A 17839-nucleotide genomic window follows, 5' to 3' on the forward strand; every position below is an offset into this window, starting at 1 on the left:
TTCTAAATTACCGTTTTATGTAATGTGATTATATTATTTGCTGAAGCGATTAGATTATTCTTCCGATTCCATATATGTGCAGGGTTTAGAAATCAAGGGATCAGGGCATATATGATTGACAAGCGCCTATTTAAGGTTTAGAATAAAACGTAATTATTACGATTTAAGAAAGGGAGATCACCATGAAAAAAGATATTCATCCGGATAACCATCAAGTGATTTTTCAAGATGTGAACAGCGGCTACCGCTTTTTAAGCCATTCTACGAAAACGTCAGAGGAAACGGCAGAGTGGGAAGACGGAAAAACATACCCGCTGATTAAAGTGGAAGTCAGCTCAGATACGCATCCGTTTTATACAGGCCGCCAAAAATTCAACGAAAAAGGCGGGAGAGTCGAACAGTTCAACAAAAAATACAATATGGGGAAATAAGACAAGCCCAATGGGGTTTGTCTTATTTATTGAGCACTTTGTCATCTTGTGCGGGGAGTGACGAAATGACCCGCCTTATGTTATATTGTGAATAAAAAGGCAGAAAGGAAACACCAAGATGAGTCTTCTAAACGATATTATGCAATTTAATGAGCAGTTCACTAAAAACAAAGATTATGAAAAATACCAAACATCTAAATTCCCGGATAAAAAGATGGCGATTTTGTCCTGTATGGACACACGTCTTGTAGAATTGCTTCCGCATGCGATGAACATGCGAAACGGCGATGTGAAAATTATTAAAAGTGCCGGCGCGCTTGTCGCCCACCCGTTCGGAAGCATCATGCGCAGCCTTTTAGTCGCTGTATACGAATTAAACGCTGATGAAGTCTGCGTTATCGGCCACCATGATTGCGGCATGAGCAAAATCAACAGCGAGGATATGCTTGATAAAATTATCGACCGCGGTATTCCGAAAGAGCGGATTGACATGCTGAAGCACTCAGGAGTTGATCTTGATCAATGGCTGAAAAGCTTTGATTCAGTAGAAGCGAGTGTTACAGACAGCGTAAACGTCATTAAACACCATCCGCTATTCCCTGACAATGTCCCGGTGCACGGTCTGGTGATTGATCCTGAAACCGGTAAACTTGATCTGGTGATCGACGGCTACCAGCATATGGACTAATGTTTTTGTTTTTTGTCCGGTACGGGATCAACACCGCCCGGATGAAAAGGGTGGCACTTTAAAATCCGCTTCAGTGTCAGCCATCCGCCTTTTAATGCGCCGTGAGTCTTGACGGCTTCGATTCCGTACTGCGAACACGTCGGGTAAAAGCGGCATGACGGCGGCGTCAGCGGAGAGATGAACTTCTGGTATCCGCGGATTAATGCAATCATTATGGTTTTCATCAAAAAACCACCTTTCTGATGCTAGTATAGAAAAAAAATTTCAGATTGAAAAGCTTCCGCCACAATCCTTATCGGAAAACTGTGTTATAATGGATGCATATTCTGAAAAAAGGGAGTGCCATTATGCCTTCAGTAGAAAGTTTTGAGCTAGACCATAATGCGGTTGTGGCTCCGTATGTAAGACATTGCGGAGTGCATAAAGTCGGAACAGACGGCGTTGTGAATAAGTTTGACATTCGCTTCTGCCAGCCGAACAAACAGGCGATGAAGCCGGATACGATTCATACGCTTGAGCACTTGCTTGCGTTTACGATTCGCACACATTCTGAGAAATACGATCACTTCGACATCATAGATATCTCACCGATGGGCTGCCAGACAGGCTATTATCTTGTTGTCAGCGGCGAGCCGACAGCGGAAGAAATTGTAGACCTGCTTGACGCTACGCTGAAAGAAGCCATCGATATTACGGAGATTCCGGCGGCCAACGAAAAACAGTGCGGCCAGGCGAAACTTCATGATTTAGAAGGCGCGAAACGGCTGATGCGTTTCTGGCTGTCACAAGATAAAGAAGATTTGCTGAAAGTGTTCGGATAAAAAACAGGCCTTTTTGCTGACATGCAAAAAGGCTTTTTTACATATTTCTAAAAAATGTCACACCTTATGTGTAAGCGTTTGCTAAAATAGAAGCAAACATGAAGGAGTGATGGGATGAAACGGGCTGTATTGGCAGGTATGTGCGGTATGGTATTTCTATTATCTTCCTGCGGGGGCAATTTGGACAAAACCGCCGCGGATGAGGAGCCTAAAGCGCTTGAGGTCAAGCTTACAGGACCGGAAAAGGCAGCATTGCATGAAAAAACGGAATACAAGGCGGAGGTTTTTTACGGCGGCAAGCGTGTCACGGATGCGGATGAAGTCATGTTTGAAGTATGGAAAGAAGGAAAAAAAGGCAGCAGCAAAACAAGCAAGGCCAAGGAGGAAAAAGGGGCGTATCACCTGCGGACTGAATTTGATGAAGAGGGTGTGTATACCGTTCAATCCCACGTAACGGCAAAACAGCAGCATAATATGCCGACTGTAAAAGTGCGTGTCGGGGATGCTGAAGCTGCCGATGATTCCTCCGGCCATGAGGAACAGACGCATCATCATTAAGGATTGTTTTTATCCGTCAAGCCTTTTGATGCGTCCTCCGGCGGGTCAATCGTATGTTTTACGTTATAAGCTCTTACAGTCGACCAGATGGATAAAAGCAGCACGGCGAGCACGATAAGAAAGCCGAAGCTCAGAAGAAGCAGCATGAAATCCCTCCTTTTTAACAAATCATAACATATTTTCCATCCGTAAAATCAAGGGCTAAAAATTTATGTTTTAACACACGATATATAGGGTATATCAATAGTAAATCAAAGGAGGAAGATAGGCATGTCAGAAAAACTATTGGAAGCGGTCAATAAACAAGTTGCAAACTGGACGGTCATGTATGTGAAATTACATAACTATCATTGGTACGTCAAAGGGAAGGACTTTTTCACATTGCACGAAAAGTTCGAGGAGCTGTATAACGAAACGGCTACATATATTGACGATCTGGCAGAACGTCTGCTGGCATTGAACGGCAAGCCGATCGGCACAATGACGGAATCATTGAAGACTGCTTCTATAAAAGAAGCGGAAGGCAATGAGAGCGCAGAACAAATGGTACAGAACATTTATGATGATTTCACTGTCATTGCGGAAGAGCTGAAAAGCGGCATGGATCTCGCAGATGAGGTCGGAGACGAAACGACCGGAGATATGCTGCTTGCCATTCACCAGAATATCGAAAAACATAACTGGATGCTGAAAGCGTATTTAGGATAATCAACAAGGGAAGACCGGGGCTATAAAGCACTCGGTCTTTTATTTGGCTGCCGAAGAGAGGTGTTGTCCATTTTTCTGAAAAATCCAGTCCGTTCCATTCACTTTTCATAGAATAATGTAAGGCCGTTTCTGTGAAAGGATGTTGGATCAAGTGGGCAAAGACTTTGGCATCTTTTCGTTTTTTGCAGTGATCGTGTCGGCAGCGGGGTTTTTCTTTGGCGGTTTTCAGTATTCGTTTCTGATTTTGCTATCGGTCATGGCGATTGAGTTTATCAGTACAAGCTTAAAAGAATCTCTTTTGCAGCAGCTGAGCGCAAGAAAGCTTTTTGCGCGGCTGGTCAAAAAAATCGTGACCCTGGCATTAGTCTCAGTTTGCCATTTTTTTGATCAGCTGCTTCATTCAGAAGGCGCTATCCGTAATTTGGCTATTATGTTTTATATCTTATACGAATCGGTTCAGATCGTGATAACGGCAAGCTCGCTGGGCATCCCGGTTCCGCAGGTGCTCGTCGACCTATTGGATACCCTGAAAAATAAATTCAAGCGCAAACCGTAACATTTGCTTCAAAGGAGGCTATACTAGCGGGTATGATGGTTTTCCTCTGAATTTTTGATAAAGGGCTTCCGAACAAACGCAACTGTGGTATGATGTATGGAAGATATGAAGGAACGGATTAGAGGGATAAACATGTACGAGTTTAAAGACTATTATCAGAATACTGTTCAGCTCTCCTTTGAACACCAGCCTTTTTCAGACAGCCCGAAGCATGTATGGGTCATATGCCGATATGGAGATAAGTGGCTTTTGACTGAGCACGAAGACCGGGGGTTTGAATTTCCGGGCGGAAAAGTGGAGCCGATGGAATGTGCGGAGGAAGCGGCCCTGCGCGAGGTGAAAGAAGAAACCGGCGCCGCGGTAAGACATCTGAAGTACGTCGGACAGTATAAAGTTCTCGGCAGGGAAAAGGTAATCGTGAAGAATATTTATTTTGCCGATATTGAAAAGCTTGAAAAACAGGCTGACTATTTTGAAACAAAGGGGCCGGTGCTGTTCAGCGAACTGCCGGAGAATCTCCCCCGAAATAAAAAATTCAGTTTCATTATGAAAGATTCGGTGCTTCCGATCAGTCTGAAAAAGCTGAAAGAGGACGGCGTATTTCAATCATAAAAAACGGAGACCCGGCGCTTACGCACGGGTCTTTTTTATATTTTTCCTTTCGTCCATTTTCTTTCTAACAGTTCGACTCCCTGATACATCAATGTCGCAAAAATCGCGATGATCAGAAGGCTTAAGAACACAAGAGTGAAATTGAAGACCTGGAATCCGTAAATGATCATGTAGCCCAGACCTTTTTCGGAAACGAGAAACTCGCCGACGATGACACCGACCCAGGATAAACCGACGTTCACTTTAAGCGCGGAAATAATCGCGGGGGCGCATGCCGGCAGAATGACTTCTTTAAACATGATGCTTCTTTTCGCTCCGAAGGTTTTCATCACCTTAATATAGTTTTCATCCACTTCCTGAAAAGCCGTAAAGACGACGATTGTCGTGATAATGACACTGATGACTGCTCCCATGGCGACAATGCTTGTGAAATTCGGTCCGAGTGCCACGATGAGAATCGGTCCGAGTGCGACCTTCGGCATCGCGTTTAAAATGACGAGGTACGGGTCTAAAACCCGGGCGAGCCGGTTTGACCACCATAACAGAGCGGCGAGGCATGTGCCGAGAAGCGTGCCGAGCAAAAAGCCGAGAACGGTTTCTCCTAAGGTTACGCCGATGTGCGCCGCAAGGGATCCGTCCGCAATCTTTTCAACTAAAAGCCTGCAAACGGCGGAGGGTGAGCTGAAGATTAACGGATCGATCCAGCCCGCCCTGCTCGATATTTCCCACCCGGCAAAAAATACGATGAAAATGGCGGCCTGATACGCACGGATCCGGAGCTTTTCTTTTTGGTGTCTTTTCTTAAACTGCTGATGAAGCTGTTCAATCGTGCCGCTGCTGTTTTTCAAGGGAATTCAGCTCCTTCCATATGGTTTGAAACAGCGGCTGAAAGGCCGGATCCTGACGCGCGTCAAACGGATCTAAAGCCGCGAGCTCCTTAGGCACGGTGAATATTTGGTGGATGGTGCCCGGCTGATTCGAAAATAAATAGATCGTATCGCTCATGGCGATGGCTTCACCGATATCGTGGGTGACGAGCACAGCGGTTTTTTGAAAATCCTTTAATGTTCTGAAGACAAGGTTTTCCAAAGAAAGCTTCGTTTGAAAGTCCAGCGCGGAAAACGGTTCATCAAGGAGCAGCAGTCCAGGGTCCGGCGCAAGAGTTCTGGCAAGTGCCGCCCGCTGCCGCATTCCGCCTGAGAGCTCTTTCGGATATTTCTTTTCAACGCCGATTAATCCGAGCTTAGGCAGAAGGCTGAGAACTTCAGCTCTTTTTTCTTCTGTTAATGTTTTTGAAATGTGTAAACCGAGCAGCACGTTTTCCTCAATTGATTTCCAAGGAAATAAATAATCCTGCTGAAGCATATAACCGATTTGGTGTTCTTTATGGTTCGGCACGCTTCCTTCGATCAGCACCCGGCCTTGCGCAGGGGTGATAAGGCCGGCCAGAATGGACAGGAGTGTTGTTTTTCCGCATCCGCTCGGCCCGAGAAAGGAGATGAAATCCCCTTTTTCAATCTGAAAATGTATATCTTTCACGGCGGTTGTCTTTTCTTTCAGCGAGAAATAAGTATGTGTTACATGATCCACATGTAAAAAAGACATTCATGTTCCTCCTATTGTTCTGAGGTGACTTTTTTGGCGATTTTTGTGTTGACGAGTTTGCTGTACGGAATGTGTTTCGGGAGCTCTCCGGCTTCATCCATAATAGATTGAAGCAGTTCCCATTCATCCTTTTGCAGAACTGGGTCTGCAGAGAATGACTTTTGTTTTTTATAGCGCTCTATCGATGTTTCGATAATGGCCGGGTCTGTATCGGCAAATTCCTTCTGAATCGTTTTTGCGATGTCTTTGGCCGGATGGCTTTCCACCCATTGCTGGGCGCGATAGATGGCGCGGGTGAATTTTTCCGCCGTCTTTTCATTGTTTTTCAAATAACTTTCTTTTGCCATAAAGGTTGTGTATGGCACTTGGCCGGAAGCTTCTCCGAAGGATGCGACGATATGGCCGATGCCTTCTTTTTCAAATTGGGATGCCGTCGGTTCAAACAGCTGCACATAATCACCCGTTCCGGATGCGAATGCGTTGGAAATATTGGCGAAATCAATGTTTTGAACGAGGTTAATGTCTTTTTTCGGCTCTATGTGATTCTTTTTCAGGACGTACTCACCGGCCATTTGGGGCATGCCGCCTTTTCGCTGGCCGAGAAATGTTTTTCCTTTTAAATCGCTCCATTTGAATGATTTCTCATCTTTCCGCGACACGAGAAATGTGCCGTCCGTCTGTGTCAGCTGCGCGAAGTTGATGACCGGATCTTTTGCTCCCTGCGCCTCCACGTAAATGGATGTTTCAGAACCGACCAGCGCGATATCAGACCCGTTTGACAAAAGCGATGTCATCGTTTTGTCTCCGCCCCATGTTGTTTGAAGTGACACTTGGAGCCCTTCTTTTTTAAAGAAACCTTTTGCTTCAGCGACATACAGAGGCGTATAGAAGATGGAGTGTGTGACTTCCGCCACCTTTACTTTTGTCAGACTTTCTTCCTGTCTGCAAGCCGGAAGAATGAGCAGGAAAAAGGCGCATATGACAAAAACGCAGCCCGCTTTGAGCCATTTGTTCACGGTGTAACCTCCTTGTTTTAAGCGTTAAAATAACCTTTTCTGCTTTACATATCGTATGATGAGTATAAAAAATGTGTGAGTGCCCATATTCACGTTGGGAAAGAATAAAAAAACTGATGATATAAGGAGGCGCATTGTTTTGCTGGTAGAAAAGAAAAGGTTCCCGTCTCCGAGTCCGCATGTCCGCCTCTTTGCGGTATGCTATGAGTCAGAAGGTCTGAAGGTAAAGGGGCTCCTTGCCGAACCTGCGGCGCCGGGAACATATGACGGTTTTTTATATTTGCGCGGCGGCATAAAAAATGTCGGCATGGTACGCCCCGGCAGAATCGTTCAATTCGCTTCCCAAGGCTTTGTCGTGTTTGCGCCTTATTACAGAGGCAACCAGGGCGGCGAGGGAAATGAAGATTTTGCGGGAGAGGACAGAGAGGACGCGTTTTCCGCTTTCCGCCTTCTTCGGGAGCATCCGAACGTCAGGGAAGGGCGGGTGCATATTTTCGGTTTTTCCCGGGGCGGAATCATGGGGCTTTTGACCGCGATTGAAATGGGGCATCAAGCGGCTTCACTCGTTTCATGGGGCGGTGTGAGCGATATGGTGCTTACTTATGAAGAGCGGAAGGATATGCGGCGGATGATGAAGCGGGTGATCGGCGGCACGCCGAAAAAGGTGCCGGATGAATACAGATGGCGTTCGCCGTTTGAAAAAGCAGACCGCATTCAGGCCCCTGTGCTGCTCATCCATGGAGAGAATGATGAGAATGTTTCGATTGAACACGCCCGGATGATCGAGGACAAGCTGAAAGAGGCGGGGAAACCGGTGGAAACTTGGTATTACAGCGGTTTTACGCATTATTTTCCGCCGCAGGAAAACAGACGCATTGTCCGGCGGCTGGCGGAATGGATGAAGACACGGTAAGATGCCTGATTTATGATATGATAATAAAGAATAAGAGAATGAAAGGGGATTTTCATTTTGGGAATGCCTGTTGAATTTAATACCATGATTGTGACAAAAGGCAATGAAAAACGGATAGAGGAAAATATCTTTTTATTGGAGAAAGAGGGCTACCGCGTCTATCCTCTTGATATTCCGATGGACGTGCGCAAAACGAAGACCGGAGAGAAATCCGGCACCGGCGAGGTCCAAAAGCTCGAATGGGCGAACGGCCGGACAAGCATTACATACAGACTCACTTCGCTTCATTCGACAAACTGAAAAAACAAAAGCCGAGGGCATAAACGCCCTTGGCTTTTTTGATTACACGAGAGGTCCGCCGGCTTTGGCAATCGAGTCTGCATGGGAAAACTTTTTAAAGTTTTCTTTAAACTCATTGGCTAAAAACAGCGCTTTTTCGTTGTATGCTTGTTTATCGCTCCATGTGTTTTCAGGCTGAAGAACTTCATCCGGCACGCCCGGAACATGAACGGGACTGTGCAGGCCGAAAATGCTGTCTGCCGACATGTCAGTCTGGTTCAGTCTGCCGTCAATAGCGGCTTTGACCATCGCTCTTGTATACGAAAGTTTCATCCGTTCTCCGACTCCGTACCCTCCGCCGGTCCAGCCTGTGTTGACCAGGAAGACTTGAACGCCGTGTTCGTCGATTTTATGCCCGAGCATTTCGGCATATACATGTGCCGGAAGCGGAAGGAACGGTGAACCGAAGCACGTCGAGAAAGTCGTTTGCGGAGATGTCACGCCGCGTTCGGTTCCCGCGAGTTTACTGGTGTATCCGCTTAAGAAGTGATACATCGCCTGTTCCTTCGTCAGTTTGCTGATCGGAGGAAGCACGCCGAATGCGTCCGCCGTTAGAAAGACGATCGCCTGCGGATGGCCGGCAATGCTAGGCTGCACGATATTGCCGATCATCTCAATCGGATATGCGGCTCTTGTGTTTTCCGTGTAGAAGGAATTGTCGTAATCCGCTTCACCCGTTTTTTCATCAAGCACGACATTCTCAAGAACAGACCCGAAGCGGATCGCACGAAAAATCTGCGGTTCTTTTTCCTCGCTCAGATTGATACATTTAGCGTAACATCCGCCTTCAATGTTGAAAACGCCGGAATCTGACCAGCCGTGCTCGTCATCTCCGATCAGTTTGCGGTCCGCATCGGCTGAAAGCGTCGTTTTCCCTGTGCCGGAAAGGCCGAAAAACAGGGCGACATCGCCTTTTTCACCGACGTTGGCTGAGCAGTGCATCGGCAGTATATCCTGCTGCGGAAGCAGGAAGTTCATAATGGAGAATATTGATTTTTTCATTTCTCCGGCGTATTCGGTGCCGCCGATTAAAATGACGCGCTTTTCGAAAGAGACAATGATAAATGTTTCCGAATGCGTGCCGTCCGTCTCCGGGTCTGCTTTAAAATGCGGAGCTGAGAGAATGGTGAAAGGCTGCGCTTGCGGGTCTCTTTCATCCGTTTCCGGTCTGATAAACAGCTGGCGCGCGAATAAATTGTGCCACGCAAATTCATTTACGACCGTAATCGGCAGTCTGTATTTTTCATCCGCTCCCGCGAATCCTTCAAACACAAACAGTTCATCCCGCTGTTTTAAGTAGCTGACGACTTTGGCGTACAGCTTTTCAAACGCCTCTTCAGAAATGGGCTGATTCACCGCGCCCCAATCAATTTGATTTTCTGTGCTTTGTTCACGGACGATAAATTTATCTTTAGGTGACCGGCCTGTATATGCGCCGGTGGTGGCGCGTACGGCGCCCGTTGATGTCAGCGTTCCTTCATTTCGGCTGATTACTTTTTCGGTAAGTTTTGGAGCCGATAAATTATGATGCACATTCGGACTTGCAAGTAATGCTTGAAGATCTGCGGTTAAATCAACTAATTTCATAAAAACCTTCCTTTGCCGGTTTATTTGTATTTCGCTGAATGTGGAATTAGTATAACATATATCTGAAAATAGTCTATACTATTTGCGGTTTTTTGTTTGTGTTTTTCCATTGCTTCCCGAAATAAAGGCGCGCAATCGCTTTAATTCATATTGACACTTTCCGCCCTTTTACGATAAGATATTTCATTGAGCGGATACTCTTATCCCGAGCTGGCGGAGGGACAGGCCCGATGAAGCCCAGCAACCGGTTTCTCTGTAAAAAAGCAGGTGAAAACACTGTGGGAAACCAAGGTGCTAACCTGATGCAAGGTTTAATATTTTCCTTGAGCGATAAGAGTGAAAGGCACACAGACCAAACCCTTTCCTCGAGTGGAAAAGGTTTTTTTATTTCATAAAATATGCCAATTAACATTCTCTGATATAGTATGACATTGTATTAAGAGGGAGCGAGTTCCGTATCATATGAGAAGGTCTTGCAAAAGATCTTTTTTCAGGAGGAAAAGTGAATGAGTAAAAACCGTCGACTATTTACATCTGAATCTGTTACTGAGGGTCATCCGGACAAAATCTGTGACCAAATTTCTGACAGTATCTTAGATGAGATTTTAAAAAATGACCCGAACGCGCGCGTGGCCTGCGAAACATCTGTAACGACAGGACTTGTGCTGGTAAGCGGAGAGATTACTACATCAACATACGTTGACATTCCGAAAACAGTCCGTGAAACGATTAAAGAAATCGGCTACACACGCGCTAAATACGGATTTGATGCGGAGACTTGCGCTGTTTTAACATCAATTGATGAACAGTCTGCGGATATCGCAATGGGTGTCGATCAGGCTCTTGAAGCGCGTGAAGGCACAATGAGCGATGCTGAAATCGAAGCAATCGGAGCGGGAGACCAAGGCCTGATGTTCGGTTATGCGTGTAACGAAACGAAAGAGCTTATGCCGCTTCCGATCTCTTTGGCGCATAAATTAGCCCGCCGTTTGAGCGAAGTCCGCAAAGAAGACATTCTTCCGTACCTTCGCCCTGACGGCAAAACGCAAGTTACCGTTGAATATGATGAAAACAACAAGCCGGTCCGCATCGATGCGATCGTCATTTCAACTCAGCACCACCCGGAAATTACGCTTGAGCAGATTCAGCGCAATCTGAAAGAGCATGTCATTAACCCTGTCGTGCCTGAGGAACTGATCGATGAAGAAACAAAATACTTCATCAACCCTACGGGACGTTTCGTAATCGGCGGACCTCAAGGTGATGCGGGTCTTACCGGCCGTAAAATCATCGTTGACACATACGGCGGATATGCACGTCACGGCGGCGGCGCATTCTCCGGTAAGGATGCGACGAAGGTAGACCGTTCTGCGGCATACGCTGCGAGATACGTAGCGAAAAACATCGTGGCAGCAGGTCTTGCTGATTCTTGTGAAGTGCAGCTTGCATACGCGATCGGCGTGGCACAGCCTGTTTCTATTTCCATCAATACATTTGATACAGGAAAAGCTTCTGAAGAAAAACTGATCGAAGTCGTACGGAATAACTTCGACCTGAGACCTGCCGGCATTATTAAAATGCTTGATCTGCGCCGCCCGATCTATAAGCAGACAGCTGCTTACGGCCACTTCGGACGTCATGATGTGGATCTTCCTTGGGAGCGTACTGACAAGGCGGATGCGCTTCGCAAAGAAGCACTAGGAGAATAATTTTATAGCCGCTTACTTAAGCGGCTTTCCCTTTTTGTAGATGCTGCCATGCTTATTTTTTACATAGCGTGAAACCAATGGCGTAACAAAGCGTCTATAAAAAGGGGGTCCAATTAGAAAATTACACTTATGGAGGCTATACTATGTGTGGATTTGTCGGTGTTTTTAATAAGCATCCATTAACTCAAACCGCAGATCAAGAAGAGCTAATCAAACAAATGAACCAAATGATCGTTCACCGCGGTCCTGACAGCGATGGGTATTATCATGATGAGCACGTCGGATTCGGCTTCAGACGGCTCAGTATTATTGACGTAGAAAACGGCGGACAGCCTTTATCATATGAAGACGAAAAATATTGGATCATTTTTAACGGCGAAATCTATAACTACATTGAATTGAGAGAAGAGCTTGAAGCGAAAGGCTACACTTTCAATACAGATTCCGATACCGAAGTGCTCCTTGCGACATACCGTCATTATAAAGAAGAAGCCGCTTCAAAGCTTCGCGGAATGTTTGCGTTTTTAATCTGGAACAAGGCTGACCGCGTCATGTACGGCGCGAGAGACCCGTTCGGAATTAAACCGCTGTATTACACAACCATCGGGGACAAAGTATATTTTGCATCTGAAAGAAAGAGTTTAATGGCCGCTCAAAACGGTATTGATCTTGATACAGCTTCTTTACAGCAATATATGTCTTTCCAATTCGTTCCTGAACCGAGCACGCTTGACGCTGAAGTGAAAAAAGTCGAGCCGGGCAGCCAGTTTACGATCCGCCCGGAAGGCGACATCGCGTTTAAAACATATTTCAAAGCGAACTTTAAGCCTGTTCAGTCTGATGAAGATAAATTGGTGAAAGAAGTCAGAGACGCAATCTTTGACTCTGTCAAAGTTCACATGAGAAGTGACGTTCCTGTCGGTTCGTTTCTATCCGGCGGTATTGACTCTTCTTTTATCGTCTCAGTTGCGAAAGAATTTCACCCGAGCCTTAAAACATTTTCCGTCGGTTTTGAGCAGCAGGGCTTCAGTGAAGTTGACGTAGCGAAGGAAACGGCTGCCGCGCTCGGGATTGAAAATATAAGCAAAGTCATTTCTCCTGAGGAGTATATGAATGAGCTTCCGAAAATCGTCTGGCACTTTGATGACCCGCTTGCAGATCCGGCGGCGATTCCTTTGTACTTTGTCGCGAAAGAAGCGAAAAAGCATGTAACGGTTGCATTATCCGGGGAAGGCGCGGACGAGCTGTTCGGCGGGTACAATATTTACCGCGAACCGCTTTCGCTTAAACCGTTTGAACGCATTCCGTCCGGTCTGAAAAAAATGCTTCTTCATGTGGCGTCCGTCATGCCTGAAGGAATGAGAGGGAAAAGCCTCTTAGTCCGCGGCTGCACACCGCTTGAGGAGCGCTATATCGGTAATGCGAAGATTTTTGAAGAGCCCGTGAAAAAACAGCTGCTCAAACATTACAATCCAGAGCTTTCATACCGTGATGTCACGAAGCCGTACTTTACGGAAAGCCGTTCATACAGCGACATTAATAAAATGCAGTATGTTGATATCCATACGTGGATGCGCGGCGACATCCTGTTAAAGGCTGACAAAATGACGATGGCCAACTCATTGGAACTGCGCGTGCCGTTCCTTGATAAAGTCGTGTTTGACGTGGCCTCTAAAATTCCGGATGAACTGAAAACGAAAAACGGCACGACGAAATACCTTCTGCGCAAAGCTGCTGAAGGGGTAGTGCCTGATCATGTGCTTAACCGCAAAAAACTCGGCTTCCCTGTGCCGATCCGCCACTGGCTGAAAAATGAAATGAACGAATGGGTTCGCAACATCATTCGCGAAAGTGAAACAGATGCTTATATTGAAAAGGATTATGTCCTTCAGCTTCTGGAAGATCATTGTGCCGACAGAGCGGACAACAGCCGCAAAATCTGGACCGTGCTGATCTTCATGATCTGGCACAGCATCAATGTCGAAAAAAGACTGGTGCCGGAAGAGCTGAATCATCAGCCGAAAGAAGTCATTTTCGTTTAATCCAAAAGGCTTTCGAGTTATCGAAAGCCTTTTTTCTATTGTTTTTTGTAAACCGTCTATTCCGCTCTGTTTTCGACAAAGTATTACGCAATATTCAGAAAAAGGTTATAATAGGACTAATCGGGTAGATTCCGGAAAGAGTTTTCTGGCTATTTCGTCTCGGTTTGTTGTTTCTTTGTCAAAATCAGGGGGAGGGAGAGTTATGCAAAACAAAGAAAAAACGCTTCACCGCGGCTTGGAAGAGCGGCATATCTCGCTTATGTCGTTGGGCGCCGCGATTGGAGTCGGGCTGTTTCTCGGGTCTGCTTCTGCCATAAAGCTTGCCGGTCCGGGGATTTTAGCCGCTTACGCCTGCAGCGGACTGATTATGTTTTTTATTATGCGGGCATTGGGGGAAATGGCGATTCAAAAGCCTGTAGCCGGTTCATTCAGCCGGTATGCCAGAGATTATATCGGCCCGCTTGCCGGGTTTTTAACAGGCTGGAATTATTGGTTTTTATGGGTCGTTACCTGCATGGCGGAAATCACCGCGGTCGGCATTTATATGGGCTACTGGTTCCCTGACGTGCCGTCATGGATCTGGGCGCTTTGTGCACTCGTCATTATGACGGCTGTCAACTTTCTGGCGGTCAAAGCGTACGGTGAGCTTGAATTCTGGTTTGCGCTCATTAAAGTCTTGGCGATTCTGTCAATGATCGCGATCGGTCTGGTGATGATCGTATTCGGTCTCGGAAACGGAGGCGTTGCGCTCGGAATCAGCAATTTATGGAGCCACGGCGGCTTTTTCCCGAATGGGATTAAAGGGGTGCTGCTGTCGCTTCAGATGGTCATGTTTGCTTATCTCGGGATTGAGCTGATCGGTGTCACAGCCGGTGAGGTCAAAAATCCGGAAAAATCACTGGCGCGGGCCATAGATACTGTTTTTTGGCGCATTCTCATTTTTTACGTCGGAGCTTTGTTTGTCATTATGTCAATTTATCCGTGGCAGGAAATCGGTTCAGGCGGAAGCCCGTTTGTTTTGACATTTGAAAAAATCGGAATACCCGCTGCAGCCGGAATCATTAATTTTGTCGTATTGACGGCGGCTCTTTCTTCCTGCAACAGCGGGATCTTCAGCACGGGGCGTATGCTGTTCAATCTGGCGGAGCAAAATGAAGCACCTAAAGCATACGGTACGGTCACAAAAGGCGGTGTGCCGGGAAAAGCGGTATTGGTTTCAGCGGGTGCGTTATGCATCGGCGTTTTGCTGAACTACGTGGTGCCGGCGAAAGTGTTTACGTGGGTGACGAGCATTGCGACGTTCGGAGCAATTTGGACATGGTCGATTATTTTGCTTTCCCAAATGAAATACCGTAAAAGCTTACAGCCGGAAGAACGGAAAAAACTCAAATATAAAATGCCTTTATACCCCTTTTCCTCATATATCTCGCTGGCATTTCTGGCTTTTGTCGTTGTGCTGATGGCTTTTGATGCAGAGACCAGGGTGGCCGTCATCATCGGTCCTGTCTGGTTCGGCATATTATTAGCCGCCTATTACGGCAAAGGTTTCCATAAAAGAAAAGACATAGATCTGGAAAACGGACAGACATTCGCCGAAAAAGCGTAAAAAAGAGCCCGCTGAAATGGGCTCTTTTTTCATAGGATCGGGTAAAAGGGGGAAGAATAAAACAAATTCCTGAACATTTTGCTTCTGTTTCCTGACAATCGGGAGAATGCAAATGGTTTTTACTTAAATAATATTTTGAAAAATGGTACAGTAGTAAAACAAAGCTGATCTTTTTTATTTCTCTTGCATTGTTTTATAGTATCGGCCTTTTTCAACATATTCCGTTCTGATTCTTTCCATGTCCCGTATGTCTTCTTCTGTCAGCCGGCGGATAACCTTTGCGGGCCGGCCGAACGCAAGACAGCCGGGAGGAATGGTTTTGCCCGGAGGAACGAGACTTCCGGCGCCGATAAACGCGCCTTCTCCGATTTCCGCCCCGTCAAGAATGACGGAGCCCATACCGATTAAAGCATTCTTTCTGATGATTGCGCTGTGCAGTGTAACCTGATGGCCGATCGTGACGTCATCTTCAATAAGAAGCGGGCGGTTCGGGCTTTGATGCAGACAGCTCAAGTCTTGTATGCTGACTCTTTTTCCGATCCTTGTCGGCGCAACATCTCCCCGGATGACTGCCGAGAACCAGATGCTCGATTGTTCTCCGATCACGACGTCGCCCGTTATGACGGCGTTATCCGCAATGAACGCTTCAGGATGTATGTCAGGCGTAAATTGTTTATAAGGGTAGATTATCATGTCTCATCCTTCTTTCTCTAAATTTATGTAAGAGGTGAACTGCATGTGGACTTGGAAAGCAGACAGGCCCGTCGGTACCATTGTCATTATCCACGGGGCGAGCGAATACCACGGGCGTTATAAATGGCTCGTTGAAATGTGGAGATCTTCCGGATATAACGTGGTGATGGGCGATTTGCCCGGTCAGGGAACGTCGACCCGCGCCAGAGGGCATATTCGCTCTTTCCAAGAATACATTGATGAAGTAGATATATGGATTGATAAAGCGAGAACGCTTGAAGCGCCCGTTTTCCTTTTGGGCCACAGCATGGGCGGACTGATTGCGATAGAATGGTTTAAGCAGCAGAGAAATCCCCGCATTACGGCACTCATTTTATCATCACCTTGTCTGGGTCTGCAAATAAAAGTCAATAAAGTCCTTGATTTTGCGTCTAAAGGACTGAACGTCCTCGCTCCGTCCCTCAGAGTGGATTCCGGCTTATCACCTGATATGGCAACGAGGAATGCGGATATGATTGAAGCGGATCAAAACGATTCTTTATATGTCACGAAGGTATCCGTAAGATGGTACAGAGAGCTTTTAAAAACCATTGATGCCGCTATGGTGCCGACTGATGCGTTTTTAAAGGTGCCGCTTTTGCTTATGCAGGGCGGTGATGACAAAATCGTCGATAAAATGAAGGTCCGCAAATGGTTTTCCGGTGTGGCTTCCCATAATAAATCGTATCGGGAATGGGAAGGGCTTTATCATGAAATTTTTAATGAACCGGAAAGAGAAACTGTGTTTAAGGCGGCAAAAGCCTTTACAGATCAGTATATTTGAATTCGCTGGGGGTGCATATGTTGACAGTACCGGAACATCCTTTTAACCTTATGGCAAAAGTGTATCGGGAAATTTTTCCGCTCGTTCATCAGGAATTGAACATGTGGCGGGAAAAATCAGATTCCATTAAAAATACCGAACTGCGGCAGCAGGCGGCCGCAAGTATCCGCGATAAATCGTTTCATTGTGAAGGCGGCGGCATTTTAGCCTTGCTTTCGGGAGAACAAAAACAGAAATGCGTGCAATTTATCATCGCGTATCAGACAATCAGTGATTATCTGGACAATCTGTGCGACCGCAGCACCTCGCTTGATCCGGAGGACTTCCGCATGCTTCATCTTTCCATGCGTGACGCGCTGACGGTCGGTGCCGAGGTGCGGCCGTACTATCAGTACAGAGAGGAGCGGGATGACGGCGGTTATCTTCATGAGCTGGTCAGAACATGCCAGCGGGTGCTCGGGTCAATAGAACATTACGGTATCATTAAACCTTATTTGCTTGAGCTGTGTGATTATTATTGCGATCTTCAGGTTCATAAGCATGTCGTTGAGCATGAACGCGTTCCGAGGCTTAAAGCCTGGTTTGAGCAGTACCGGTCACAGCTTCCGGAAATGGAGTGGTTTGAGTTCTCGGCCTGCGCCGGATCGACGTTAGGCATTTTCTGTCTCGTTGCTTACTCATTCCAGCCTGATTTTAACGAACATACCGCTGAGAAAATCCGCAGCAGTTATTTTCCGTACATACAAGGGCTGCACATACTGCTCGATTATTTAATTGACCAGGAAGAAGATCTGCTTGAAGGCGATCTGAATTTCTGTACGTATTATCAGTCTCATGAAGAAATGATGCAGAGACTGCAGCATTTTATTGAAAAAGCGGATGAACATTTGCAAGGCATTCCGCATGAAAATTTTCACCGGCTGATCAACAGGGGGCTGCTCGGCGTCTATTTATCCGATGACAAAGTCGCCGGCCAAAAAGAAATGGGCCGCCTCGCGCGAAAGCTGATCAGGGCAAGCGGAAAAACGTCATTTTTCTTTTATATCAACGGAAGAGCCTACCGCAAATTTCAGAAGATGGCTTGGACGAAAAGTTCGTAATGGGGAACTGCGCCTCTCGTGTACATTGACGG

Annotated in this window: 21 protein-coding genes and 1 riboswitch; of the genes, 14 read left to right on the plus strand and 7 right to left on the minus strand. The window is 46.4% G+C overall.

Annotated elements, in window-relative coordinates; translation table 11 throughout:
• Positions 1 to 182: 182 nt before the first annotated feature.
• A complete protein-coding gene (locus MJQ52_RS16830) occupies positions 183 to 431 on the plus strand; it encodes a type B 50S ribosomal protein L31 (protein WP_003152229.1) in 249 nt (82 codons plus the stop codon).
• Positions 432 to 549: 118 nt separating this feature from the next.
• Complete coding sequence (locus tag MJQ52_RS16835; protein ID WP_003152233.1) at positions 550 to 1119, plus strand: beta-class carbonic anhydrase; 570 nt, start codon at positions 550 to 552, stop codon at positions 1117 to 1119.
• Here MJQ52_RS16835 and yidD read toward each other — a convergent pair.
• Positions 1116 to 1343 carry a membrane protein insertion efficiency factor YidD gene (gene yidD, locus MJQ52_RS16840; protein ID WP_003152235.1) on the minus strand — a complete coding sequence of 76 codons (228 nt, stop codon included), beginning with the start codon at positions 1341 to 1343 and terminating at the stop codon, positions 1116 to 1118. The genes MJQ52_RS16835 and yidD overlap by 4 nt on opposite strands.
• A 123-nt stretch (positions 1344 to 1466) precedes the next feature.
• Between yidD and MJQ52_RS16845 the strand changes: the two genes are divergently transcribed.
• Both MJQ52_RS16845 and MJQ52_RS16850 read left to right on the plus strand, forming a co-directional pair.
• A complete protein-coding gene (locus tag MJQ52_RS16845) occupies positions 1467 to 1940 on the plus strand; it encodes an S-ribosylhomocysteine lyase (protein ID WP_003152237.1) in 474 nt (157 codons plus the stop codon).
• 114 nt (positions 1941 to 2054) lie between these two features.
• Positions 2055 to 2498 (plus strand): FixH family protein, encoded by a 444-nt coding sequence (locus MJQ52_RS16850; RefSeq protein ID WP_094247630.1) that lies wholly within the window; start codon positions 2055 to 2057, stop codon positions 2496 to 2498.
• On the opposite strand, the gene ytzI is transcribed toward MJQ52_RS16850, so the two are convergent.
• On the minus strand, positions 2495 to 2644 hold the full coding sequence (ytzI, locus tag MJQ52_RS16855; protein ID WP_003152241.1) for a YtzI protein: 150 nt from the start codon (positions 2642 to 2644) through the stop codon (positions 2495 to 2497). The two genes, MJQ52_RS16850 and ytzI, sit on opposite strands and share 4 nt — an antisense overlap.
• Before the next feature lie 124 nt (positions 2645 to 2768).
• Here ytzI and MJQ52_RS16860 point away from each other — a divergent pair, with 124 nt between their 5' ends.
• The 3 genes from MJQ52_RS16860 to ytkD all read left to right on the plus strand — a co-directional run bounded on the left by MJQ52_RS16860 (position 2769) and on the right by ytkD (position 4374).
• Positions 2769 to 3206, plus strand: a complete 438-nt coding sequence (locus tag MJQ52_RS16860; protein ID WP_003152242.1) for a Dps family protein — start codon at positions 2769 to 2771, stop codon at positions 3204 to 3206.
• A 151-nt stretch (positions 3207 to 3357) separates the two neighbouring features.
• Positions 3358 to 3762, plus strand: a complete 405-nt coding sequence (locus MJQ52_RS16865; protein ID WP_003152243.1) for a phage holin family protein — start codon at positions 3358 to 3360, stop codon at positions 3760 to 3762.
• A 132-nt stretch (positions 3763 to 3894) separates the two neighbouring features.
• Positions 3895 to 4374, plus strand: coding sequence for an RNA deprotection pyrophosphohydrolase (gene ytkD, locus MJQ52_RS16870; RefSeq protein WP_003152244.1), 480 nt, complete (start codon positions 3895 to 3897; stop codon positions 4372 to 4374).
• Positions 4375 to 4409: 35 nt separating this feature from the next.
• Here the strand turns inward: ytkD and MJQ52_RS16875 are convergent, their stop codons facing one another.
• Genes MJQ52_RS16875 through MJQ52_RS16885 form a run of 3 tightly spaced genes read right to left on the minus strand, consistent with a single transcriptional unit; the run spans position 4410 to position 6995 of the window.
• On the minus strand, positions 4410 to 5222 hold the full coding sequence (locus MJQ52_RS16875; protein ID WP_014418698.1) for an ABC transporter permease: 813 nt from the start codon (positions 5220 to 5222) through the stop codon (positions 4410 to 4412).
• On the minus strand, positions 5197 to 5979 hold the full coding sequence (locus MJQ52_RS16880; protein ID WP_003152246.1) for an ABC transporter ATP-binding protein: 783 nt from the start codon (positions 5977 to 5979) through the stop codon (positions 5197 to 5199). The genes MJQ52_RS16875 and MJQ52_RS16880 overlap by 26 nt, the downstream gene beginning before the upstream one ends.
• An 11-nt stretch (positions 5980 to 5990) precedes the next feature.
• Positions 5991 to 6995 (minus strand): ABC transporter substrate-binding protein, encoded by a 1005-nt coding sequence (locus MJQ52_RS16885; RefSeq protein ID WP_094247631.1) that lies wholly within the window; start codon positions 6993 to 6995, stop codon positions 5991 to 5993.
• 139 nt (positions 6996 to 7134) lie between these two features.
• On the opposite strand from MJQ52_RS16885, the gene MJQ52_RS16890 reads away from it, so the two are divergent.
• Both MJQ52_RS16890 and MJQ52_RS16895 read left to right on the plus strand, forming a co-directional pair.
• A complete protein-coding gene (locus MJQ52_RS16890; RefSeq protein ID WP_015418056.1) occupies positions 7135 to 7908 on the plus strand; it encodes an alpha/beta hydrolase family protein in 774 nt (257 codons plus the stop codon).
• Between the two features lie 57 nt (positions 7909 to 7965).
• A complete protein-coding gene (locus MJQ52_RS16895; RefSeq protein WP_003152249.1) occupies positions 7966 to 8208 on the plus strand; it encodes a DUF2584 domain-containing protein in 243 nt (80 codons plus the stop codon).
• Positions 8209 to 8250: 42 nt separating this feature from the next.
• On the opposite strand, the gene pckA is transcribed toward MJQ52_RS16895, so the two are convergent.
• A complete protein-coding gene (gene pckA, locus MJQ52_RS16900; protein ID WP_094247632.1) occupies positions 8251 to 9834 on the minus strand; it encodes a phosphoenolpyruvate carboxykinase (ATP) in 1584 nt (527 codons plus the stop codon).
• A 197-nt stretch (positions 9835 to 10031) separates the two neighbouring features.
• Positions 10032 to 10171, plus strand: a riboswitch (SAM riboswitch).
• 169 nt (positions 10172 to 10340) lie between these two features.
• On the opposite strand from pckA, the gene metK reads away from it, so the two are divergent.
• The 3 genes from metK to alaP all read left to right on the plus strand — a co-directional run bounded on the left by metK (position 10341) and on the right by alaP (position 15191).
• Positions 10341 to 11543 carry a methionine adenosyltransferase gene (gene metK, locus MJQ52_RS16905; protein ID WP_003152253.1) on the plus strand — a complete coding sequence of 401 codons (1203 nt, stop codon included), beginning with the start codon at positions 10341 to 10343 and terminating at the stop codon, positions 11541 to 11543.
• Positions 11544 to 11686: 143 nt separating this feature from the next.
• On the plus strand, positions 11687 to 13585 hold the full coding sequence (gene asnB, locus MJQ52_RS16910) for an asparagine synthase (glutamine-hydrolyzing) (protein ID WP_003152255.1): 1899 nt from the start codon (positions 11687 to 11689) through the stop codon (positions 13583 to 13585).
• Positions 13586 to 13787: 202 nt separating this feature from the next.
• Entirely contained in the window at positions 13788 to 15191 is a 1404-nt protein-coding gene (alaP, locus tag MJQ52_RS16915) for an alanine permease AlaP (protein WP_003152257.1), read from the plus strand.
• Positions 15192 to 15365: 174 nt separating this feature from the next.
• On the opposite strand, the gene MJQ52_RS16920 is transcribed toward alaP, so the two are convergent.
• The gene (locus MJQ52_RS16920) at positions 15366 to 15881 is read right to left on the minus strand and encodes a gamma carbonic anhydrase (protein WP_025853382.1); all 516 of its coding nucleotides are present in this window, start codon (positions 15879 to 15881) and stop codon (positions 15366 to 15368) included.
• A gap of 46 nt (positions 15882 to 15927) precedes the next feature.
• Here MJQ52_RS16920 and MJQ52_RS16925 point away from each other — a divergent pair, with 46 nt between their 5' ends.
• Both MJQ52_RS16925 and MJQ52_RS16930 read left to right on the plus strand, forming a co-directional pair.
• Complete coding sequence (locus MJQ52_RS16925) at positions 15928 to 16707, plus strand: alpha/beta hydrolase (RefSeq protein WP_003152261.1); 780 nt, start codon at positions 15928 to 15930, stop codon at positions 16705 to 16707.
• A gap of 20 nt (positions 16708 to 16727) precedes the next feature.
• On the plus strand, positions 16728 to 17807 hold the full coding sequence (locus MJQ52_RS16930) for a tetraprenyl-beta-curcumene synthase family protein (RefSeq protein WP_003152263.1): 1080 nt from the start codon (positions 16728 to 16730) through the stop codon (positions 17805 to 17807).
• Positions 17808 to 17839 lie beyond the last annotated feature (32 nt).

The sequence above is a fragment of the Bacillus sp. jun7 genome (assembly GCF_051034795.1).
Lineage (GTDB): Bacteria > Bacillota > Bacilli > Bacillales > Bacillaceae > Bacillus > Bacillus velezensis.

Bases quoted from the DNA above. Each gene is read 5' to 3' on its own strand.
- MJQ52_RS16830 (WP_003152229.1), top strand. From the start codon at position 183: ATGAAAAAAGATATTCATCCGGATAACCATCAAGTGATTTTTCAAGAT.
- MJQ52_RS16835 (WP_003152233.1), top strand. From the start codon at position 550: ATGAGTCTTCTAAACGATATTATGCAATTTAATGAGCAGTTCACTAAA.
- yidD (WP_003152235.1), bottom strand. From the start codon at position 1,343: ATGAAAACCATAATGATTGCATTAATCCGCGGATACCAGAAGTTCATC.
- MJQ52_RS16845 (WP_003152237.1), top strand. From the start codon at position 1,467: ATGCCTTCAGTAGAAAGTTTTGAGCTAGACCATAATGCGGTTGTGGCT.
- MJQ52_RS16850 (WP_094247630.1), top strand. From the start codon at position 2,055: ATGAAACGGGCTGTATTGGCAGGTATGTGCGGTATGGTATTTCTATTA.
- ytzI (WP_003152241.1), bottom strand. From the start codon at position 2,644: ATGCTGCTTCTTCTGAGCTTCGGCTTTCTTATCGTGCTCGCCGTGCTG.
- MJQ52_RS16860 (WP_003152242.1), top strand. From the start codon at position 2,769: ATGTCAGAAAAACTATTGGAAGCGGTCAATAAACAAGTTGCAAACTGG.
- ytkD (WP_003152244.1), top strand. From the start codon at position 3,895: ATGTACGAGTTTAAAGACTATTATCAGAATACTGTTCAGCTCTCCTTT.
- MJQ52_RS16880 (WP_003152246.1), bottom strand. From the start codon at position 5,979: ATGTCTTTTTTACATGTGGATCATGTAACACATACTTATTTCTCGCTG.
- pckA (WP_094247632.1), bottom strand. From the start codon at position 9,834: ATGAAATTAGTTGATTTAACCGCAGATCTTCAAGCATTACTTGCAAGT.
- metK (WP_003152253.1), top strand. From the start codon at position 10,341: ATGAGTAAAAACCGTCGACTATTTACATCTGAATCTGTTACTGAGGGT.
- asnB (WP_003152255.1), top strand. From the start codon at position 11,687: ATGTGTGGATTTGTCGGTGTTTTTAATAAGCATCCATTAACTCAAACC.
- alaP (WP_003152257.1), top strand. From the start codon at position 13,788: ATGCAAAACAAAGAAAAAACGCTTCACCGCGGCTTGGAAGAGCGGCAT.
- MJQ52_RS16925 (WP_003152261.1), top strand. From the start codon at position 15,928: ATGTGGACTTGGAAAGCAGACAGGCCCGTCGGTACCATTGTCATTATC.